At 43.1% G+C, this 18,156-nt stretch carries 20 protein-coding genes; 1 reads left to right on the forward strand and 19 read right to left on the reverse strand.

The genetic code is table 11. The annotated features are described in order from the left end of the window. Nucleotides 1–35 precede the first annotated feature (35 nt). A complete protein-coding gene (locus tag P5Y91_RS00890; RefSeq protein WP_277838748.1) occupies nt 36–545 on the forward strand; it encodes a DNA topology modulation protein in 510 nt (169 codons plus the stop codon). 313 nt (nt 546–858) lie between these two features. Here P5Y91_RS00890 and ldcB read toward each other — a convergent pair whose 3' ends face one another. The 19 genes from ldcB to hemW all read right to left on the reverse strand — a co-directional run bounded on the left by ldcB (nt 859) and on the right by hemW (nt 18,097). Then, nucleotides 859–1,638, reverse strand: coding sequence for an LD-carboxypeptidase LdcB/DacB (gene ldcB, locus P5Y91_RS00895; protein WP_003016191.1), 780 nt, complete (start codon nt 1,636–1,638; stop codon nt 859–861). 10 nt (nt 1,639–1,648) lie between these two features. Beyond that, nucleotides 1,649–3,436: a TcaA second domain-containing protein gene (locus P5Y91_RS00900; protein ID WP_277838749.1), complete on the reverse strand. Its 1,788-nt coding sequence runs from the start codon at nt 3,434–3,436 to the stop codon at nt 1,649–1,651. 66 nt (nt 3,437–3,502) lie between these two features. Further along, entirely contained in the window at nt 3,503–4,654 is a 1,152-nt protein-coding gene (locus P5Y91_RS00905) for a DUF6574 domain-containing protein (RefSeq protein WP_277838750.1), read from the reverse strand. A 318-nt stretch (nt 4,655–4,972) separates the two neighbouring features. Then, nucleotides 4,973–5,257 carry a rhodanese-like domain-containing protein gene (locus P5Y91_RS00910; protein ID WP_277838751.1) on the reverse strand — a complete coding sequence of 95 codons (285 nt, stop codon included), beginning with the start codon at nt 5,255–5,257 and terminating at the stop codon, nt 4,973–4,975. Between the two features lie 13 nt (nt 5,258–5,270). Beyond that, on the reverse strand, nt 5,271–5,762 hold the full coding sequence (locus P5Y91_RS00915; protein WP_277838752.1) for a prolyl-tRNA synthetase associated domain-containing protein: 492 nt from the start codon (nt 5,760–5,762) through the stop codon (nt 5,271–5,273). 12 nt (nt 5,763–5,774) lie between these two features. After that, the gene (locus P5Y91_RS00920; RefSeq protein WP_227247808.1) at nt 5,775–6,359 is read right to left on the reverse strand and encodes a uracil-DNA glycosylase family protein; all 585 of its coding nucleotides are present in this window, start codon (nt 6,357–6,359) and stop codon (nt 5,775–5,777) included. Nucleotides 6,360–6,411: 52 nt separating this feature from the next. Beyond that, nucleotides 6,412–7,818, reverse strand: a complete 1,407-nt coding sequence (gene pepV, locus P5Y91_RS00925; protein WP_277838753.1) for a dipeptidase PepV — start codon at nt 7,816–7,818, stop codon at nt 6,412–6,414. Between the two features lie 34 nt (nt 7,819–7,852). After that, nucleotides 7,853–8,458, reverse strand: coding sequence for a nitroreductase family protein (locus P5Y91_RS00930; RefSeq protein WP_277838754.1), 606 nt, complete (start codon nt 8,456–8,458; stop codon nt 7,853–7,855). Between the two features lie 148 nt (nt 8,459–8,606). Continuing rightward, on the reverse strand, nt 8,607–9,449 hold the full coding sequence (locus tag P5Y91_RS00935; protein ID WP_277838755.1) for a metallophosphoesterase family protein: 843 nt from the start codon (nt 9,447–9,449) through the stop codon (nt 8,607–8,609). 10 nt (nt 9,450–9,459) lie between these two features. Next, nucleotides 9,460–11,295, reverse strand: a complete 1,836-nt coding sequence (gene uvrC, locus P5Y91_RS00940) for an excinuclease ABC subunit UvrC (protein ID WP_195623172.1) — start codon at nt 11,293–11,295, stop codon at nt 9,460–9,462. Nucleotides 11,296–11,436: 141 nt separating this feature from the next. After that, entirely contained in the window at nt 11,437–11,916 is a 480-nt protein-coding gene (locus P5Y91_RS00945) for an Imm6 family immunity protein (RefSeq protein WP_277838756.1), read from the reverse strand. A gap of 73 nt (nt 11,917–11,989) precedes the next feature. Continuing rightward, entirely contained in the window at nt 11,990–12,487 is a 498-nt protein-coding gene (locus P5Y91_RS00950; RefSeq protein WP_277838757.1) for an Imm6 family immunity protein, read from the reverse strand. A gap of 139 nt (nt 12,488–12,626) precedes the next feature. Beyond that, nucleotides 12,627–13,034 (reverse strand): hypothetical protein, encoded by a 408-nt coding sequence (locus tag P5Y91_RS00955; protein ID WP_277838758.1) that lies wholly within the window; start codon nt 13,032–13,034, stop codon nt 12,627–12,629. A gap of 133 nt (nt 13,035–13,167) precedes the next feature. Then, the gene (locus tag P5Y91_RS00960; protein WP_277838759.1) at nt 13,168–14,151 is read right to left on the reverse strand and encodes a CPBP family intramembrane glutamic endopeptidase; all 984 of its coding nucleotides are present in this window, start codon (nt 14,149–14,151) and stop codon (nt 13,168–13,170) included. After that, the gene (locus P5Y91_RS00965) at nt 14,148–14,768 is read right to left on the reverse strand and encodes a TIGR01906 family membrane protein (RefSeq protein ID WP_277838760.1); all 621 of its coding nucleotides are present in this window, start codon (nt 14,766–14,768) and stop codon (nt 14,148–14,150) included. Before P5Y91_RS00965 ends, P5Y91_RS00960 begins: the two co-directional genes overlap by 4 nt. Continuing rightward, the gene (locus tag P5Y91_RS00970) at nt 14,761–15,531 is read right to left on the reverse strand and encodes a TIGR01457 family HAD-type hydrolase (RefSeq protein ID WP_277838761.1); all 771 of its coding nucleotides are present in this window, start codon (nt 15,529–15,531) and stop codon (nt 14,761–14,763) included. Before P5Y91_RS00970 ends, P5Y91_RS00965 begins: the two co-directional genes overlap by 8 nt. Continuing rightward, on the reverse strand, nt 15,532–16,218 hold the full coding sequence (locus P5Y91_RS00975; protein WP_049474586.1) for a hypothetical protein: 687 nt from the start codon (nt 16,216–16,218) through the stop codon (nt 15,532–15,534). Next, entirely contained in the window at nt 16,208–16,963 is a 756-nt protein-coding gene (locus P5Y91_RS00980; protein ID WP_049491865.1) for an acyl-ACP thioesterase domain-containing protein, read from the reverse strand. The genes P5Y91_RS00975 and P5Y91_RS00980 overlap by 11 nt, the downstream gene beginning before the upstream one ends. Nucleotides 16,964–16,966: 3 nt before the next feature. After that, entirely contained in the window at nt 16,967–18,097 is a 1,131-nt protein-coding gene (gene hemW, locus P5Y91_RS00985) for a radical SAM family heme chaperone HemW (protein ID WP_024055621.1), read from the reverse strand. Between the last annotated feature and the right edge of the window lie 59 nt (nt 18,098–18,156).

Genomic DNA, 18,156 nt, shown 5'->3' on the forward strand with positions numbered 1-18,156 from the left:
AGCTTTTTTTGTGCCTAATTTTTTGAGAGGTGCTTATGAAAATTGTTATTATTGGCTATTCTGGATCTGGAAAATCTACTTTGGCTGAAAACTTAGCCCGCCACTACTCCATTCCCAAGCTCCATATGGACACCCTTCAATTTCAACCGGGCTGGATAGACAGTGACCGGGATTGGATGGAAGGTGAGATGAGACAGTTTCTCAGCGATCATAAAGACTGGGTCATTGATGGCAATTACTCTTGGTGCTGCTATGAGGAAAGAATGGAGCAAGCCGACCAGATTATCTTTCTAAACTTCTCTCGTTGGAACTGCCTCTTTAGAGCCTGGAAACGATACAGCCGTTATAAAGGCCGCGTCCGTGAGAGTATGGCAGCAGGCTGCCCTGAACGCTTTGACTGGGAATTCATCCGTTGGATCCTTTGGGATGGACGAACAAAAAGTGCTAGAGAAAGGTATCAAAACATCCACTCCACCTACCCCGAAAAATTTATCTCTCTCAAGAACCAAAAAGAGCTGGATGAGTTTCTAAAAAACATACAATAAAAAGGTTGGGATATCTATCCCAACCTTAAAATGTAGACAAACTATTTTAAAGTAAAATAAATTAAGCGATTCTGATAAGAAATAAAATTGAGTTCCATTTTTTAGATGAATCAAGAAAATACCAAAACTTTCCGCTGTGAGTAAAGTGCCTGAAACAATAACGATTCAGGCACTCGGAATTATTGAGACCTTAGGCTCAATAATTAGTCATGGAACTTCGTAGAAGTTCGCTGACGTCCGTACTCACCTAAGGAAAGTTTTTTATATGACTTTGTCTTCAATCTGAGGTTGGGGTTAAAATCCCCAACCTTTTTTATTTATCAACGTAATCGCCACCGGTGAAGCCATAGTATTCTTCTAGACTCAAACCTGAGTCAGCGATATCTTGTGCTTCTTTTCCGATATAGCGGAGATGCCAACTTTCAGGCATGTAGCCTGTTACTTTTTCTTTTCCTTCTTGGTAACGAACCACAAAGCCATATTTAGCAGCATTCTTGAGCAACCACTTACTTGGTCCAGGTTCTGTAACCAGATTACCACTGGTATCGATCAAATCAAAGGTCAAACCTGTCTGATGTTCACTATAACCCGGTCTTGCAGAATAACGATCTGCTGCCTCCTGACCATCTTGATTGACATAGTTTTGGTAGAGGCCAACTTGGGTGTCGTAGCTACGAAAACCACTATATTGGTCACTGATCGGATAACCTTCTGCCTGCATGGCTGCGATCAATTCATGAAGGGCCGAAACAGCTTCAGGATCTTCCCCTGGGTTAAAGTCAGGCGACAAGGGATAATGTTTGTTGGCGATCATGACCTCACCATATTTCCCTTTGACACTATAGTAAGAACCATTATAGCTGACACCAGAATCCACTTTGACATCTGACTTACCAGCTTTTGACGACTCTTCTTTGCCAGTTTCTTTTGACGTATCCTTTGCAGAAGACCTTTCTTTGGAAGACTTGGTTTGCGTTTGTTTGCTTTCTTCTTTTGCAGAAGATTTAGAACTAGTGGATTGAGATTGGGAGCAAGCTGTCAGGGTTAACAAGGCAACTGTCACCAAAGTTAATTTGGAAAATCTTGCTTTCATGAGGAATCTCCTATGATTCTTTTGTAACGACAATATCCGTAATCACATAACTTGCACCTACTTTTTTCAAGGTGTAGGTCTTGTACTTGCGGTTTTGTGAATCTGGATGGCTATCTGTATAATGCACGGTAAAGTCTTCATAAGTCTTGATCGTCACCACACCATTTTCTTCAGTGACACTTTGAATGTCCAATGCTCCTGGAGTATAGTAGTCAATTTTTGCCTTTCGAACACCATCACCAGTTGTGAATTCAACCATGTCCTTGTAGGCTTGACTTTGTGTATCATAGTATTTAGAGTAGGTGTTGTTTCGATTTGAAACTGAGCTAAAGACTGCGTCGCGGTACTCTTTCAAGAATTCTTCCGCCAAGGTCCGATTTTGTTCTTCTTTGGCTGCTTGCGCTTTCTTAGCATCTTGTGCACTCTTGATGCGTTTTAGGGTATCTTTGGCTAGTTTAAGTTCGATCGGATTGTTCTCACCCTCTTCAATCGTCACCTTAGCCTTTTCAGTTGTATAGGTTTCCCCATTCATGTTGAAGACAGCATGTACTTCAATTTCTTGATAAGGGATGCTGTCTACTTCAAAGGTCGTGCTGGTTCCGACTTCTTTGCCGTTGACCACAACCTTCACATCCGTTGGGTTTTCAACTTCATCTGGGAACTCAACTTCTAAATTGCGTTTTTCAGAATTCAACTGCAATTCTAAGTTGTTCTTAGTTGCTTTTTTAGGATTGAGATGGATCTTAGAAGTGACATTTCCGACCTCTGTTTTAGCAGTCAATTCCATTTCTTTTGTATTGTAATGGAAAGAACCAAGGTCTGTCACTGCATCTTTCTTCAAGGTCACCGTTTTATTGGCAGCCACTTTGAGTTTGGCTTGGTCCAAATTGGTCTTGACCTTGACTTGCACTGGATAGCTGGCCACACGGTATTCTTGGAAGATCCCAAATTTCTTGTCCGCTTTTTCCAAACCAAAGATCTTGTTTCCAGATTTATCCGTATAGCTGCCTTCTCCACCATTATCAATGATCTTGTTCAACTCTGTGCCGATATCGACCCCTTGATCTTCCATGCTAGTAATAAAGCTTTCGGCTTCATCCTTTGTCCATTTATCGTTATCGGTTGAAAGCAGATCTGCTGCTTCGCGATAATCCTTGGTGTCCACTGCCTTAATAAATTTATCTGCAGTCACTTCGACACGCGTTGTTGACTGGAAGTAAAAGAAGGCTGCTACCAAAGCGATCACAAGGACTGCGATAGCAGAAATAATCCCAATTTTCTTCTTGGAAAGTTTCTTTCCACCCTTCGTTTTAGGGGCCTTTTGTTTTTTCTGAGCTGGACCTGCTTCTGTGACATTTGGACCAGCAAAGACCTGCGTTTGCTCAGCAGCAAGTGGAGTCGTATACTCTTGAGTCGGCTGTTGAGGCACATATTCCTGTGTTACTTCTGTTGCATCTGGGTTCGCAAATTCTGCTTCAGGCACAGGTCCTACAAAAAACTCGAAGTTTTGACTTTTTGCAGCGGTAAATTCTTCTGCACTTGGCTTGCGGCCATAGGTTTCTTCAAAATGTTGTAACCAAGCCTGACGAGCTGCTAGAAGTGGATCGACATTCTTCACTTCTTCAACTGGTTCAACCACTGGTTCCTCAACAGGAGCGACTTCCTCTGCTGGGGCATTTCCTGCGATAGACTGAATTTGTTTCAAATCAAATCCACAAGCTTTCCCAGCCATAAACTCTTCTGGTGACGGTTTGCGACCGATCACTTTTTCAAATAATTCAACCCATTTCTTTTGCATGGATCTCTTCTCCCTCATTATAAAATAGGGAAAGTGGGTTCCCCCACCTTCCGTTTTGTGATATTGTTAGAATCCAAAGTTAGAGAAATTTGGAGCACTTGGAATAAATCCAATAGCTACTTGTTCTAAAATACGAGCATTCACATAAATGACAAAGATGGCAATGAGAAGCAAGACAACAGATGATGCTACTAGAAGCAAGAATTTATCTGCTTTAAAGCTTGTCTTGTTCAATCCTTGATGAACGACATAGCATGTTCCAACAAAGAACAAGAAGAAAATAAGGAAATTTACAAAGCCATAAAATTCATAAACCTTTACAAGACCTACTAAGAAAGCAAGAAGGGCAAGTGGCAAAGTGTAGACAGACAAACGTCCAAACTCTTCAAATGAACGACCGTAACTGTATTCCTTATCTTGAAGAACCACACGACGAACAAAGAATCCTGCTACTTGGAAGGCGTAAACGCTAAAGAATAGGGAAATCAATGTCAACATAAAGGCACGGAAATCCATTCCATAACCACCTGTAGCTCCACTAGCTGTGAAGAAAGTTGATAGGGTCAAGACAAAGGCAGTTAAGACATACTGTAAAATTCCGTTAAGAGCTTTTGAATTTTCTACAGCAGTTGGACGTTTCAAAGCTGAAAGGAACCAATTCCAGTAACCACCAACGGCTACACCAAATTGACTTGGTTGGCCAGGATAAGGTTGTCCTGGTTGACCTTGGTAAGGAGCTTGTTGATAAGCTGCTTGAGTAGGTTGTTGGTAGGCTTGTTGTGGAGCTTGTTGGAAAGCTGGCCCATTCGCTGGAGCAGCTTGAGGAGCCGGTTCTTGAACTGGAGCTGCAACTGGTTCTTCTGCAGGAGCAGCTGGCGCTGCGACAAACTCTGGAGCTTGAGGAGCTGCTGGCGCTGCAACAAACTCTGGGGCTTGTGGAGCAGCAACTGGTTCTTCCACAGGGGCAGTTGGCGCTGCGACAAACTCTGGAGCTTGAGGAACTGCTGGTGCTGCAACAAACTCTGGGGCTTGTGGAGCAGCAACTGGTTCTTCCACAGGTGCAGTTGGTGCTGCGACAAATTCTGGGGCTTGTGGGGTTTCTGGAACCACTACTTCTTCTTGAAATTCTCCTGCAGCCAGTGCTTGAGCAATTTCTTCTGCACTAGCAGAACGACCATTTACGGCTTCGAAATAATCCAGCCAATCTTGTTTTGACATAATGAATCTCCTTAACTATTGTTTATACTAGGGTATTATACAAAATTTCTGAACCATTTTCAATGAAAGACTGGAAAATCCCTGTAATATCTTTTGAAAAACATACAAATTCTACTCATATTTAGAAATTAGTAAAGAAAAAGGCTGGGACAAAAGTCCTAACCTCTCAATTATTTTTGGATTGTCGAGCAAGACGCAGTGGTTGAGTGGGCTCTACTACGCTGATTTCATCAGCTTTTACAGCCCTACTCAACTGTGCGGAGGTGGGACGACGAAATCGAATTCTAACGAATTACCGATTTCTGTCCCACTCTCTTTTTAGGATTCAAATGCATCCATGCCACCTTGGACGTTGGTCACATAATAGCCTTGCTCTTCCAGAAATTGGCAAGCACGTGCTGATCGTCGACCAGACTTGCAGATGACAGAATAGGGCTGATCCTTCTCTAATTCCTGGTAGCGATCTGCTAACTCAGATAAGGGAAGAAGACGAACCCCATCTAAGTGAAGCGCATCATATTCCTCCTGCTCGCGTACATCAAGAACGTGTAAATCTCCTTTTTGATAAGCTTGGTAAAAGCTTGAAAATGGAATTTCTTTCATGATTTCTCCTTTGTTATGGAAGGGTTAGAATTTGATAGCTAAAGTCAATAGACTCTAAAAATCGGAACAAGTCTTGGGTTTTAATAAAGATGGTTTTTTCGTTAGTATTGGGATGGAAGGTCATGATTTCCTCTGACACAATATCCTGATCAAAATAGACCCGAATATCTTTTTCTTCATTGTTCAATAAACCAAATGGAGAAACCGTTCCTGGCGGTAATTGCATTTTTTCAGCTAAAGAATCTGCTGAAGCCATGCGGATCCGGTTGGCTTCCACTTGCTCTTTGAAATCATCCATATCCAATGGCTTCTGGTCATCCATGATGAGCAGATAGTATTGGGTTTTCTTCTTGTTGGTCAAAAACATGGACTTGGTCCGGACACCTTCTAAGCCTTCAATATAAGAATCCGCCTGCTCCGTCGTGAATGCGGGTGGGTGTTCCACCACATCAAATGAAATTCCTAACTCATCTAATTTTTCTTTAACTTGTTGATAAGGATCCATCGTCGCTCTCCTTTATTTTTGAATAATCTGTTGTACTAAGGTTTGCAATTCTGGGACCACTTCTGCCTCAAACCAAGGATTTTTAGCCATCCAGATTTGATTGCGAGGGGAAGGGTGAACAAGTGGAAAATAGGTTGGCAAATAGTCTTTAAAATGGTGGACCCGTTCGGTTACTTTGCCACTAACCTTTTCATGAAGGTAATAAGCTTGAGCATATTGTCCAATTAAGAGGGTTAACTCAATATCCGGACACTCCTTGAGAAGTTGAGGGTGCCACTTTTCCGCAAAGCCTTTGCGAGGTGGAAGGTCACCAGATTTCCCATGCCCTGGGAAATAAAAGTCCATGGGAATGACCGCAAACAAACCAGAATTATAAAAGGTGTCTTCGTCAACTCCTAACCATTCGCGCAGACGATCACCACTCTTGTCCTTCCAGTAAATACCAGCTTCTTCCGTCTTCATCCCTGGAGCTTGTCCGATGATATTGATACGAGCTGTCTTTGGGGCTGCAAAGAGTGGCTCTATCCCTTTCTCTGTATATTCTTTATTTTGAGGATCTGCCATAATGGCTTGTTTAATGCTTTCAATCCTTGACATAAGTCCTCCTTCTATGGAAAAACTCAGCCAGAAAAACTGGCCGAGTAGTGGATTATTTGATTAGTTCATAGATGGCTTCTGCGTAAATAGCTGCTGCACGATAGAGATCTTCGACATCTGCGAACTCATTAGCTTGGTGCATAGTATTGACATAGTCTGGGAACATAGCACCAAAGGCAACCCCACGTTTCAAGAGACGACCAAAGGTACCACCACCGATCACTTGTTCATGTCCTTTGAGGCCAGTTTGTTTTTCGTAAACACGCAAGAGGGTGGATACCAATTCATCATCCATCGGAACATAGTGAGGTGTGTGACCGTGGGCTGACAAGCTTACTGTAGCCACTCCTTCGATCTTTTCAAGGGTGGATTTGATGGTTTCAGGATCTGTACCTTGAGGGTAACGGATATTGAGGGCAATAGTGTTGTCTGCTTGGCTTTCATCAAAATGGAAGACACCTGCATTCATGCTCAATGGTCCCATTTTGGCATCTGTATGGGCAATACCTAATTTTTCACCAGCAAAATCTTCGTGAAGAAGTGAGGCTGTCACATGAAGGTAAGCCTTAGCAGCACCACCAAAATCAAATTGGTTCAACAAGAGAGCCAAGTAGGTCGCACCATTGATCCCATCTTCAGGAGTTGATCCGTGAGCAGATTTCCCAACAATCGTAACGGTATAGGTTTCTTCATCGACAGTTGAGATTTCATACTTGAGCTGGTGTTCCTTAGCAAAGGCATCTAAGAGGCCAGCAAGATCTGGTAGTTGTCCAGAAACGACTGCAGTCGCTGACTCTGGTACCATGTTTTCACGAAGGCCACCTGTAAAGCTATGAAGATGGGCACTTCCTGTGTTGTCATTTCCAAAATGAAGGTACTCAGTGATGTTTCCTTTTTCCCCATTGATGATTGGGAATTCCGCATCTGGTGAGAAGCCAAAATCTGGCTCAGGAAGTCCGACGTGTTTGAAATAGTAATCCATGTCGCTCCAGCCTGATTCTTCATCTGTACCGACAACAAAGCGCACGCGCTTGGAAACAGGGAGGCCTAGGTCTTTAATGATCTTCAAACCATAGTAGCAGGCCATTGTAGGCCCTTTATCATCAGACGAACCACGCGCATAGAGCTTGCCATCGATAATTTCTGGTTTGTAGGGATCCGTTTTCCAGCCACTACCTGCAGGCACGACGTCCATATGGGCAAAGATCCCAAGCTCTTCTTCTCCTTCACCAAAAGTAAAGTGACCGGCATAATTGTCGACATTCTTGGTTTCATAGCCATCACGTTTGGCAATTTCCAAGAATTTTTCAAGAGCTTTTACAGGACCAGGTCCAAAAGGATGCTCTGCATCTGCCTTGCTGTCATCGCGTTCAGAATTGATTTCCAAGAGGCTGTATAGGTCAGCCATCATCTCATCGCGACGTTTTTCTACTTCTGCTTTAAAGTCAACTGTTGTCATGAATTCCTCCTCGATCTTCTATTTGCTAATTGGCTTAGCGTTTGTCAATGATTTCGTCCACTGGTAAGCGATAGCTTGGCTCTACTTTTTCAGCCGCATAGCCAACCGTAATCAAGACTTCCGGACGGAAACGCTCTTCGATGTCCAATACTTCATTGATTTTCGATTTATCAAATCCCAAAATAATATTGGTTCCAATGCCTTGGTCTGTCAAAGCAAGTACCAAGTTCATAGCCACAAGACCGGCATTCAAAGCCAAGTAATCACTTGTTTGTTGGGCATCATAGCGCGCAAATTCAGCAGGAAGATTTTGCATAAAGTATTGCAATTGCTCGTCTGTGAAGTTTTTCACCCCACCAACACGCGCAATCTTGCGAGCCCGTTTTTGCAAATCAGTATCTGTAAAGAGGGCGATGGTCACAGGTGCTTCCATGACTTGATCATAGTTTGAACCATAGGCTAATTTTGCCAATTCCGCATTTTTTTGACGAACGACCACAAATTTCCAAGGCTGGCTATTGTGGGCACTAGGGGCCAAGGTTGCGATCTCAATGGCAGTCCGTACATCCTTTGGATCGACCGGTTGGTCAGTGAAATGCTTGATCGTATGGCGTTTTTTATTGAGCTCTAGAAATTTCATAAGCTTCTTCCTTTTCTATTTCTGTTACCTCTATTTTAACACAAAATGAAAGAGCTTGCAGGGTTTTACAGCCTAAGATTGTGAAAAAAGAAGCGGACATTTTGAAGATCCGCTTCTTGGTTATAGGTTGAATACACAAGAGATCCACCTATGATTCATTGGAAAGATTGAAATAGGCAGCTACTTCTTTGGCATAACCGTATTTCTTAATTAAGCTCGTTAGAAGCTCGATGTTATGGCCCCGATAGTTATCCTCGCGTCTCAATTCTTCGTACATCTCAATAAAAGGAAGACCTTTGTCCTTAGCATCTTGGAGCTCTGCTTCATAGTCATAGGCCACCTTACGAAATTGCAGGTTGGTCACTCCGTCTTCTTCGACATCGATTAGAGCATACTGAGCTCTGTGGTTTTGAATTGGTTCCCAGTCAAAATAAGGCATGCCAATAGTCCCCGGATTGAGGATCTGCTGACCCTGGCTGCCATAGCGAAGCAACTGCTTGTGGACATGACCGTAGATCGCCATATCCGTCTGGTCATCCAGCAATTGGTCAAAGTTCTCCGTCGCATTTGCTGGACGTAAATCTCCACCATAATTCTTTTCTGGCAAATTGTGGGTCAGTGAAAAGCGAATACCATTGACCTCCTTCTTCTCTACCAATGGAAGGGCGCGAAGCCAATCGATCCGCTTAGGATCTAGTCCTTCCATGAGGTACTGAGTAAGACGGAGAAGCTGGATCTCCTGTGGATCCTCAAGTCCGTACTCGCCATCCAAGGCCTCTAGGACACAATCGTCCCAATTTCCACGAACAGCCGCTGTAATCGGAATCGCATCCAGCAACTCAAAAAGGTCCTCTCTTCCAGGCCCCGGTAGCAAAACGTCCCCTAAAAGCCAGTATTCTGTCGCGCTTTGAGCACGCGCATCCGCAATCACTGCCTTCAGGGCTGTTGTATCTCCGTGGATATCAGATAAAATAGCGATTCTATTGTTCATTATAAACTCCTTATGATTGGTATGGTTCAGAATCCTCCGCCACTTCCACCAAGGGACTTGCTTCTTCTTGCTTTCCTTGATGGAGCTTGTCTTGCACTGCCTCCGCGACTGCTCGTGGGATGCCAACTGTGACAATCTCATCTACAGTAGCTTCTTTGATCTTGGTCAGTGACTTGAAGTGTTTCATCAGCAACTGCTTGCGTTTTGGTCCCAAACCTTCGATGCCGTCCAGCTGGGAGGAGAAGGAATTCTTGGATCGGAGCTGGCGGTGGAAGGTGATGGCGAAACGGTGGACTTCATCCTGGATCCGTTGCAGGAGGAAAAATTCCTGCGAAGTCCGAGAGAGTTCGATGACTTGAAGGGGATCACCGAAGAGCAATTCATGGGTTTGGTGCTTGTCATTCTTTTGCAGGCCTGCGATAGGAATATCCAGCCCCAACTCCTCTTGGATGACTTGCTTAGCGATATTGACCTGGCCCTGACCCCCATCGATGACGATCAGATCTGGTGGCGTCAGGCCATCCCGCATGACCCGGCTGTAGCGTCTGCGAATGACCTCCCGCATGCTGGCATAGTCATCTGGCCCGACAACGGTCTTGATCTTGTACTTGCGGTAGTCCTTTTTGCTTGGCTTCCCATTGACAAAGACCACCATGGCTGAGACCGGACTGGTCCCCATGATGTTGGAGTTATCAAAAGACTCAATCCGCACAGGAGTTGGAATTTGCAGGAGTTTTCCAAGGTTTTCAATAGCACCTTGGGTCTTTTCCATGGATTTTTCAAGGAGATTGAACTTCTGCTCCAGACTGACTCGCGCATTCTTGATGGCCAGATTGACCAACTGCTTCTTTTCCCCGCGCTGGGGCTTGAGGACCTTGGTATCCACTAGGGCCTTGACCGCTTCCTCATCGATATCCTGAGGGATCAGGATTTCATTGGGGATCAGGTGAGATTTCTCCTGGTAAAACTGCCCCACATAGGTCAAAAAATCCTCGTCCGGATCATTGTAGTAAGGAAAAAGGTTGACGTCGCGCTCGATCAGCTTACCCTGACGGACAAAGAAGACCTGCACACACATCCAGCCTTTGTCCACGTAGTAGCCAAAGACATCCCGGTTCTGCAAATCCTTAGCCATGACCCGCTGTTTGGTCCGCAGGGTCCCGATGGCCTGGATCAGATCGCGGTACTCGGCTGCCCGCTCAAATTCCATGTTTTGCGCAGCGGTATTCATCTTGAGCTTGAGCTCATCGATAATCTTGTCATCCTGCCCCTTGAGGAAGTCAGAAACCTCCTGGGCCATGCCCTTGAAATAGGCCTCGTCCTTGTGGCAGACTGTGTGAGCCATACACTGCCCTAAATGGTAGTAAAAGCAGACCTTGGAAGGCGGATTGGTGCACTTGCGGAAAGGGAAAATCCGATCCAAAAGCCTTTTGATCTCATTAGCCGCTCCTACGTCTGGATAGGGACCGAAATAGAGACCGCCATCTTTTTTGACCTGGCGCGTGATGATAAGACGGGGATAACGCTCATTGGTAATCTTGATGAAGGGATAGGACTTATCGTCCTTGAGCATGATATTGTACTTGGGCTTGTTCTCCTTGATGAGGTTGATCTCAAGAAGCAAGGCCTCAATATTGGACTCGGTAACGATAAACTCAAAATCCACAATCTCAGATACCAGGGCTTCCGTCTTAGTATCGTGGCTTCCTCTGAAATAGGACCTCACCCGATTGCGAAGATTCTTGGCCTTCCCCACATAGATGATGGTACCGTTCTTGTCTTTGTGAATGTAACAGCCCGGACTCGTCGGCAAGAGCTCGAGCTTGGATTTAATCAAGTTATTCATACTTTCTATTATAGCAAAAAAGAGAGGGGTTAGCCTCTCTGTATGATGTGATAAGATGATTCATACATTTTGTCCATCTTTGATGAAATTTCATGATAAACAGGATCATTCATTCGTTGAAATCAGGAATCATCTCTAATTTTATAACCGTAACAATCCTATTCTCTCCAATTCTTTTAAAGCCTCTTCCTTCGAGAGCGATTGAGCATGCGCAAGGAAGTCTTTTACATCTTGTACATGATAATATAAATCGCAATTGATTTCTTTTAAATTCTCAATGAAAATCTCTATCAAAGAATCGTCAATGTTTTCTAAAGGGGACGGTAGCTCTTTATTCTTCTCAAATGAATAAGCTTCTTTTGCAGTGGTAGCTATCGCATAACTGATGTTATCCCAGGATGCAACATGCGACTCATTGTCATCTAATTGCATATAGATAAAAAGTCCGCCAAAGTCTGTGCCATCATCTAATAGAGCATAGAGCTCATCTCCACTTTTATCTCTCTTCTCCCAAAAACTCCAACACGCATCCAGGTCCGTCCGAATATGAGAGTTATAGGGCGAGCTCAACAGATGAGCAATTGCTTCAGAAAAAGTTAGCATAAAATAGCTGACAAACATATTCTCTCCTTGTCTAGTACTATCTGGACGTGTTAATTTTAGAACGTCCTATCGTCAATTTAAGACTACTGAATCATTGTTTCAACTTGATTTCTTGAAGCAACTCACCAAAGTAATTGGCAATCATGGGATCTTTCAACACCTGTTCAAGGTCTAATGCGGATAGTTGCTGCACTAATTGATTGTTTTCAGCTAGCAGTTGTCGGTAACTCGAAACATAAGCTTCTATCGTTTCCACATCCACACTTTCAATTGTTTGAGGCAGGTACTTTTCTCCAGATTGCTTATACAAATGATAGCAAACCAAGACAAAATAATTGGCAATGCAACTCCATACAAGAGGATCGGTCTCCTTATCCAGCTCCATAAATGTCAAAATATCCTTTTCATCCACATTCTCCAACCGACTATACAAAATATCTGGACAAATCTTACTATCCTGGTCAAGCGATTGATTAGCAAGTTTCAAGGAATCTAGAACGAGGTCCTTGTATTCTATATGACTGATTAAATCGACTAGATTAAAAGTCAATTCTTGAAGAAGGTATAATAAGCTATCATTACATTTCATTTGTTTTTCCTTTTATATCACTACCTTGCAATAAATAAACTAGATCTCTTTATATCTTACAGTTGCGATAAATCTTGTATTTTCCGTTACTATTTTATTGCCGCTACAATCATATAAATGACATATCAGACACTCATCCTCAATCCTTTATCTCCACTTGCCCTTTTTCGTATGCTGAATACCAACTGCTATCTGGACTGACATACTCAGGTAATTCCTTTTGCGGCTGATCTCCTGAAAGGGTTAAAAGTCCATCATATATCATACAAGAATACTTCTCTGAATCTCTTGTAAATTCTTCATTTTCAGGGTCATATGAGTAAGTATGCTCTGAACTACCTTCCTTTATGGTGATCTGCTCTCCTTCTATTTTGATCCATGACGTTTTATCTAGGGAGGCCGTTTTAGTAGATTCATTTTTTACTGTCAGATAATAAATTCCATCCTTTGATTTCATCTCATCAAGGTTAATCCTGATAATCCCTAAAATCATCAGTGCAGGAATCATCAACAAAAACCATTTCCATTTTTTAGATTTATTTTTCATCAGTAACTATTACTCCATTGTTAATCTTTTAAGTTGCGTTATTTACAAGTTTAAACTTCCCAGTTCTACTCTCTCTATTATAGCAAAAAAGAGGGATCTAAAAGGATCCCCCTTTACTAGCAATCGATAAACTTTATCCTTTGAGATTAGCCATCTGGAAGATCGGAATCACATAAGGAACAATAGACATCAGGATAGTAAATAACACGAAGAACCAGAACCAGAAGGACGCGAGGGCACGCTGGAAAACTCCCGGTTGAGGTTTATTGGCTTGAATATAAGCCTTGATAGCTGGCCATTTAGTCGCAAGAACCACTATCATGACAATGGAACCAATAGCTAAAACACCAATTTGGAGCCAATTCGCTAGTCCCTCGTCCACATGATAGGCCACATAATGCAAGCCTTGGGAAATCACAAAGTTATTGAAAATGTGATAGAAAATAGCCCACCAGATATTGTATTCAAAGGCAATGTATCCGAAACCTAGACCAATGATACTCGCGAAAAAGAGCTGATCAAAATTGGCATGGAAGAGACCAAACAAGATAGCCGTCATGACAATGGCAAAGACCTTGCCATACCGTTCCAAGCCTCGCAAGCCGGCCCCACGGAAGAAGAATTCCTCTGTGATTGGACCAAAAAATCCAGCATACAAGAGCATGGTCCATGATCGCTCAATCGTATCACCTAGATCTGGTGTTGGAGAATGAAGGCCAATGGTCTCAAACATGCGCTCAATCACTTGTGTCATCACAGATGAAAATACTTGAGAAAAGCCAAGAAAGGCGAGAAGAATAAAGAAGACTGAAAGAGTCATCTTACGTCCCTTGTGCTTAAGATCATATTTATAAAGGGCCTTCTTGCGATAGGCATTAAAGAGAAAGAGTCCAATGAAAATAGAGATGAGGTAGGGAATACCAGCCCAAACATTCAGGGCATTGAGTTTCTCCGTTACTTGACTTGGATCTTTTCTGAGAGAGCCTGCTATGGTCAATCCAAGGAGGACTTCCCACAGGACGGTTACCAAGGTCATTACCAAGAGATAAATGGCAAGTGTACCGGAATACCTTCCTATATCTTTTTTAGGGTCTAATAATCGGTTGTATTGGTTCATTTCTTCCTCCTAGAAAATAGATAAAAACTCGCACACATTCCTTCGTATAAGACAAAGAAAATCAAAAAGGCATGCATAAAGTAGTCTTCTGGTAATGCAAGAATAATCGAATCCACGCGCGGATCAAAGAGCCAAGTATTGTCCCCAGCAAATAAGACTTGATGAAAGAGCGTAAAGAATTGATCAAAGCCAATCATAACAGCCATCACTGCAAGCACTACTGGTAAAACCATCATCCAAAAGAAGAGACTACGGTACAAGGTAAGGTAGCCTTTTTTGACGACTGTCCGCATAAACTGGATAAAACCAGGTAGTGTGACCACAAAAACAACCGTCACTAAGTGAAATAAGTACTTGACGGCCTCAAAATGGTGCAGTCCATTTTTTGAAGAGGGGAATTGAGGCATCTTCAACACCCATTGAAAAGGATTGGTCAAGTAGTTCATCAAGACATTAAAATTCTTCATGATAACAGAAGCCGAAAAACCAGTCCGGCTTTGAATCCCCAACCAATGAATCTCCATGGGATAGAGGGCCCAGGCTAGGCCAATGGTGAGAAGGATTGCAGCTGACAAGATAAAGAAAAATAGGTTGATTGATTTCAAACTTTTAAGCATCAAAATCCCACTCCGCTAAGCTGGAAACAACATGTGTCGGTGCAATTGGTAAGGTCGGTACTTCTTCTGGTTTGGTAAAACCAGTCGTCACCAAAAGGGTTGGAATCCCATTGTCAATACCTGCACGAATATCTGTTAGGTAGTTGTCCCCAACCATGACCACTTCTTCTCTTGCAAGCCCCAGGTGTTCAATAGCCTTATCCATAATGATGGCCTTTGGTTTGCCAATAATCACTGGCTTGACCCGTGTCGCTGCTTCAACAAGGGCAATCAGAGATCCTGCTCCTGGCATCAAACCACGCTCTGTTGGAATGTTCAGGTCCGGATTGGTCCCAATAAAGTGTGCTCCTTTTTGAATCGCCAAGGTCGCAATAGCAAACTTCTCATAATCCACTTGCCAATCCAGGCCAATCACCACATAATCAGGTGCTTCTTCATCGATGATATAGCCAGCTTCTTCAATAGCGTCTTTGAGCCCCGCTTCTCCGATCACATAGACCTTTTTGCCCAAATTTTGGTCATTCATGTAGTCAATGGTCGCAAGGGTAGCTGTATAGATAGTCGAAACTGGGGTTTTTATATTGAAATGAGTAGCCAGCATATCCCGAACAGTCTCTGGTGTGCGGGTTGTATTGTTGGTCACAAAGAGATAGGGAATCTCACGCGCCTGCAATTCATGAACAAAAGCTTCTCCTGCAGGAATTCGTGATTTTCCTTTGTAAATAGTGCCATCCAAATCAATCAAATAGCCCTTATAGTGCATTTATTCTTCCTTTTCTGTTTCCGTTTCGTCATGTAACTTCTCTGCATCGACTCGTCCACCAGAACCATATAAGAGCAAGGCTCCAGCATAGAGGACAAATTGTAACACCAAACCTGTAAAATTAATCCCTTGACTTCCCGATTGGGTGAACAAGAAGGATGCTACCATGAGGATGACAATGGTCAATAACAAGCCTATCACGGTTGCCTGATCCACACTGATTTGATAAACCGTGCGTTTAGTGCTCCGATTTTTCCCGTCAGACTTAGTTTCTGGTTGCAAATTCTCGACAAAATCCGTCACTAAGGTCGCAGCGAGGCTGACTGTTGTGCTAAAGAGCACGCCTTGAGACAAGCGGTGATAGAAATTGGACCAGAAGGATCCTGATTGGCTAGTAATCCCAATCGAGAAGATCATGACCGGTAAAAGAAAGGCCAAGGTGAAATGGATCCAGACCCGATACCAGCGTATATCTTCTCTTAAAAAGCGATTAAAACTCTCTAAATTCAAGCGATAGCGGAAAAATTTATAAATTTCCTCTACCAGGATGATGCCCAAAGCACAAAGAGTCAAGAGCCAATCTCCCAACATGTACAAAGGGTTCTTTTGACGCTTGGCATAGGCCACAACCCGTTTTTGATAGCTTTCAAGTTCCTGTTTTTTATTTTTTAATCTTCTACTTTCCATAATTCCAACCCTTTTCTTCTACTTCTTCCCACTCAATTTCAGCTTGGGCATTGATCTGACTATCTGAAGTAATTTGGTGCTGAGTTTTCAAGCCCTCTTGTTCATATTGAGAGGTGATGAGACCTCCTGCTAGCACTTCTTTGACATATTTTAGATGAACTTTTTTAGGGATATGATGGGTCAAGAAGTCTGCTCCCATCACCTCAAAAACCCAGTCCAAGTACTTGCTATTGTTGACATGTCCGTTCATATCCAAGTCGTAAAACCGAACTCGGTATTCTTGTTCCACGCCACCTTCTAATTCTTTGAAACGGGGACCGCGGAGCATGGTTTTTGAAAATTCAGAGTCAAAGGCATCCGTGATTTCACTCATAACAGGATGAACCTTGCGTGTATCACGATCCATCAAGACAAAGGTCGCGACCATCTCAATGATAGTATTTCCTGCTTCATCCTTGATATTAAAGGCCCGGTAGCAGAAAAGTCGATTGTGACTCTTGGCATAGGTTTCAATAGTGATTTTCTCATCAAAAACAGGGAGACGCTCAATCTTCATATTGTAATCCGTGATAATCCAGACTAGATTGTAATTCTCTAGAATGTACATATCACTCATGCCCAGCTCAATCGATTGCATGCCTGATACCTGCAAAGACAGCAAGATCAATTGCGGAATTTTTATAAATCCATTGACATCGCTCATATCAAACGGAATTTTCATGCTGTATTCAAATGTTTTTGCCATTTTCTACTCCAAAATAAACTTCTCTGCTACAGTGTCTCCTAAAAAGAGACCTTTCTTGGTCATTCGTACAATGTCCTTGTCAGGTACCAAAAGGCCCTGCTGGATCAATTTCTCAACCACTGATCCATATTGTTGGTCAAAATTCACACCAAACTTTTCTTCGAAACGTTTCTTGGAAACGCCTGTTTTCTTACGCAGTCCCAGAAACATCTCTTCTTCCATCATTTCAGTCTGAGTCAGATGTTCCTCCTGGACACGCGCATTTCCCTCTTCGACCGCCTGCATATAGTGACGGATAGGCCCATGATTCTTGTAGCGAACACCGTTGACATAGCCGGATGCACCAGCTCCTAAGCCATAATACTCTGCATTATCCCAATACATGAGGTTGTGGCGACTTTCAAAACCAGGCTTGGAGAAATTGGAAATTTCGTAATGCTCAAAGCCCGCACGCTCCAACTCCTGAATGATGTATTCAAACATCTCCGCTTCTAACTCCTCTTTTGGTAGAGGAAGCTTGCCCCGTCTCATCCGATTCATAAAGACGGTGTGATTCTCTAGAATCAAGCTATAGAGGCTCATATGGGGAATGTCGAGGGCAAGAGCCTTAGCGACATTTTCCTGGACCTGCTCCATGGTTTGCGTCGGAAGGGCATAGATGAGGTCGATCGAAATATTGTCAAAACCAGCCAGCTTCAGACGATCGATATTGTCATAGATATCCTGCTCTTGATGGCTCCGACCAATCTTTTTGAGCAAGCGATTATCAAAGGTCTGTACGCCTAAAGAAACCCGATTAACCGGTGAATCCTTCAAAACAGCAATCTTATCCGGATCCAAATCACCAGGATTGGCCTCGATGGTCAACTCCTCCATCTGAGAAAGATCAAGTGACTTGGTCAGCTCCTTGAGCAGATACTCTAGCTGATCCGCAGTTAAGGCTGTCGGTGTCCCACCCCCAATATAGAGAGTCCGTAAATTTGTGATTTCTTCCCGACGAAATTCTTGGATCAAATGATCCAAATAAGCATCGACCGGTTGGTTCTTAATAAAAACCTTCGAAAAATCACAATAAAAACAAATCTGGGTACAAAATGGGATGTGGACATAAGCGGACGTTGGTTTTGTATGCATACCTTTAATTATACCATAAAATCCCCCTAAGTCCGAGAAGAAAAGGGTGGATGACGCAA

It is taken from the genome of Streptococcus taoyuanensis, assembly GCF_029589235.1.
Classification (GTDB): Bacteria; Bacillota; Bacilli; order Lactobacillales; family Streptococcaceae; genus Streptococcus; species Streptococcus taoyuanensis.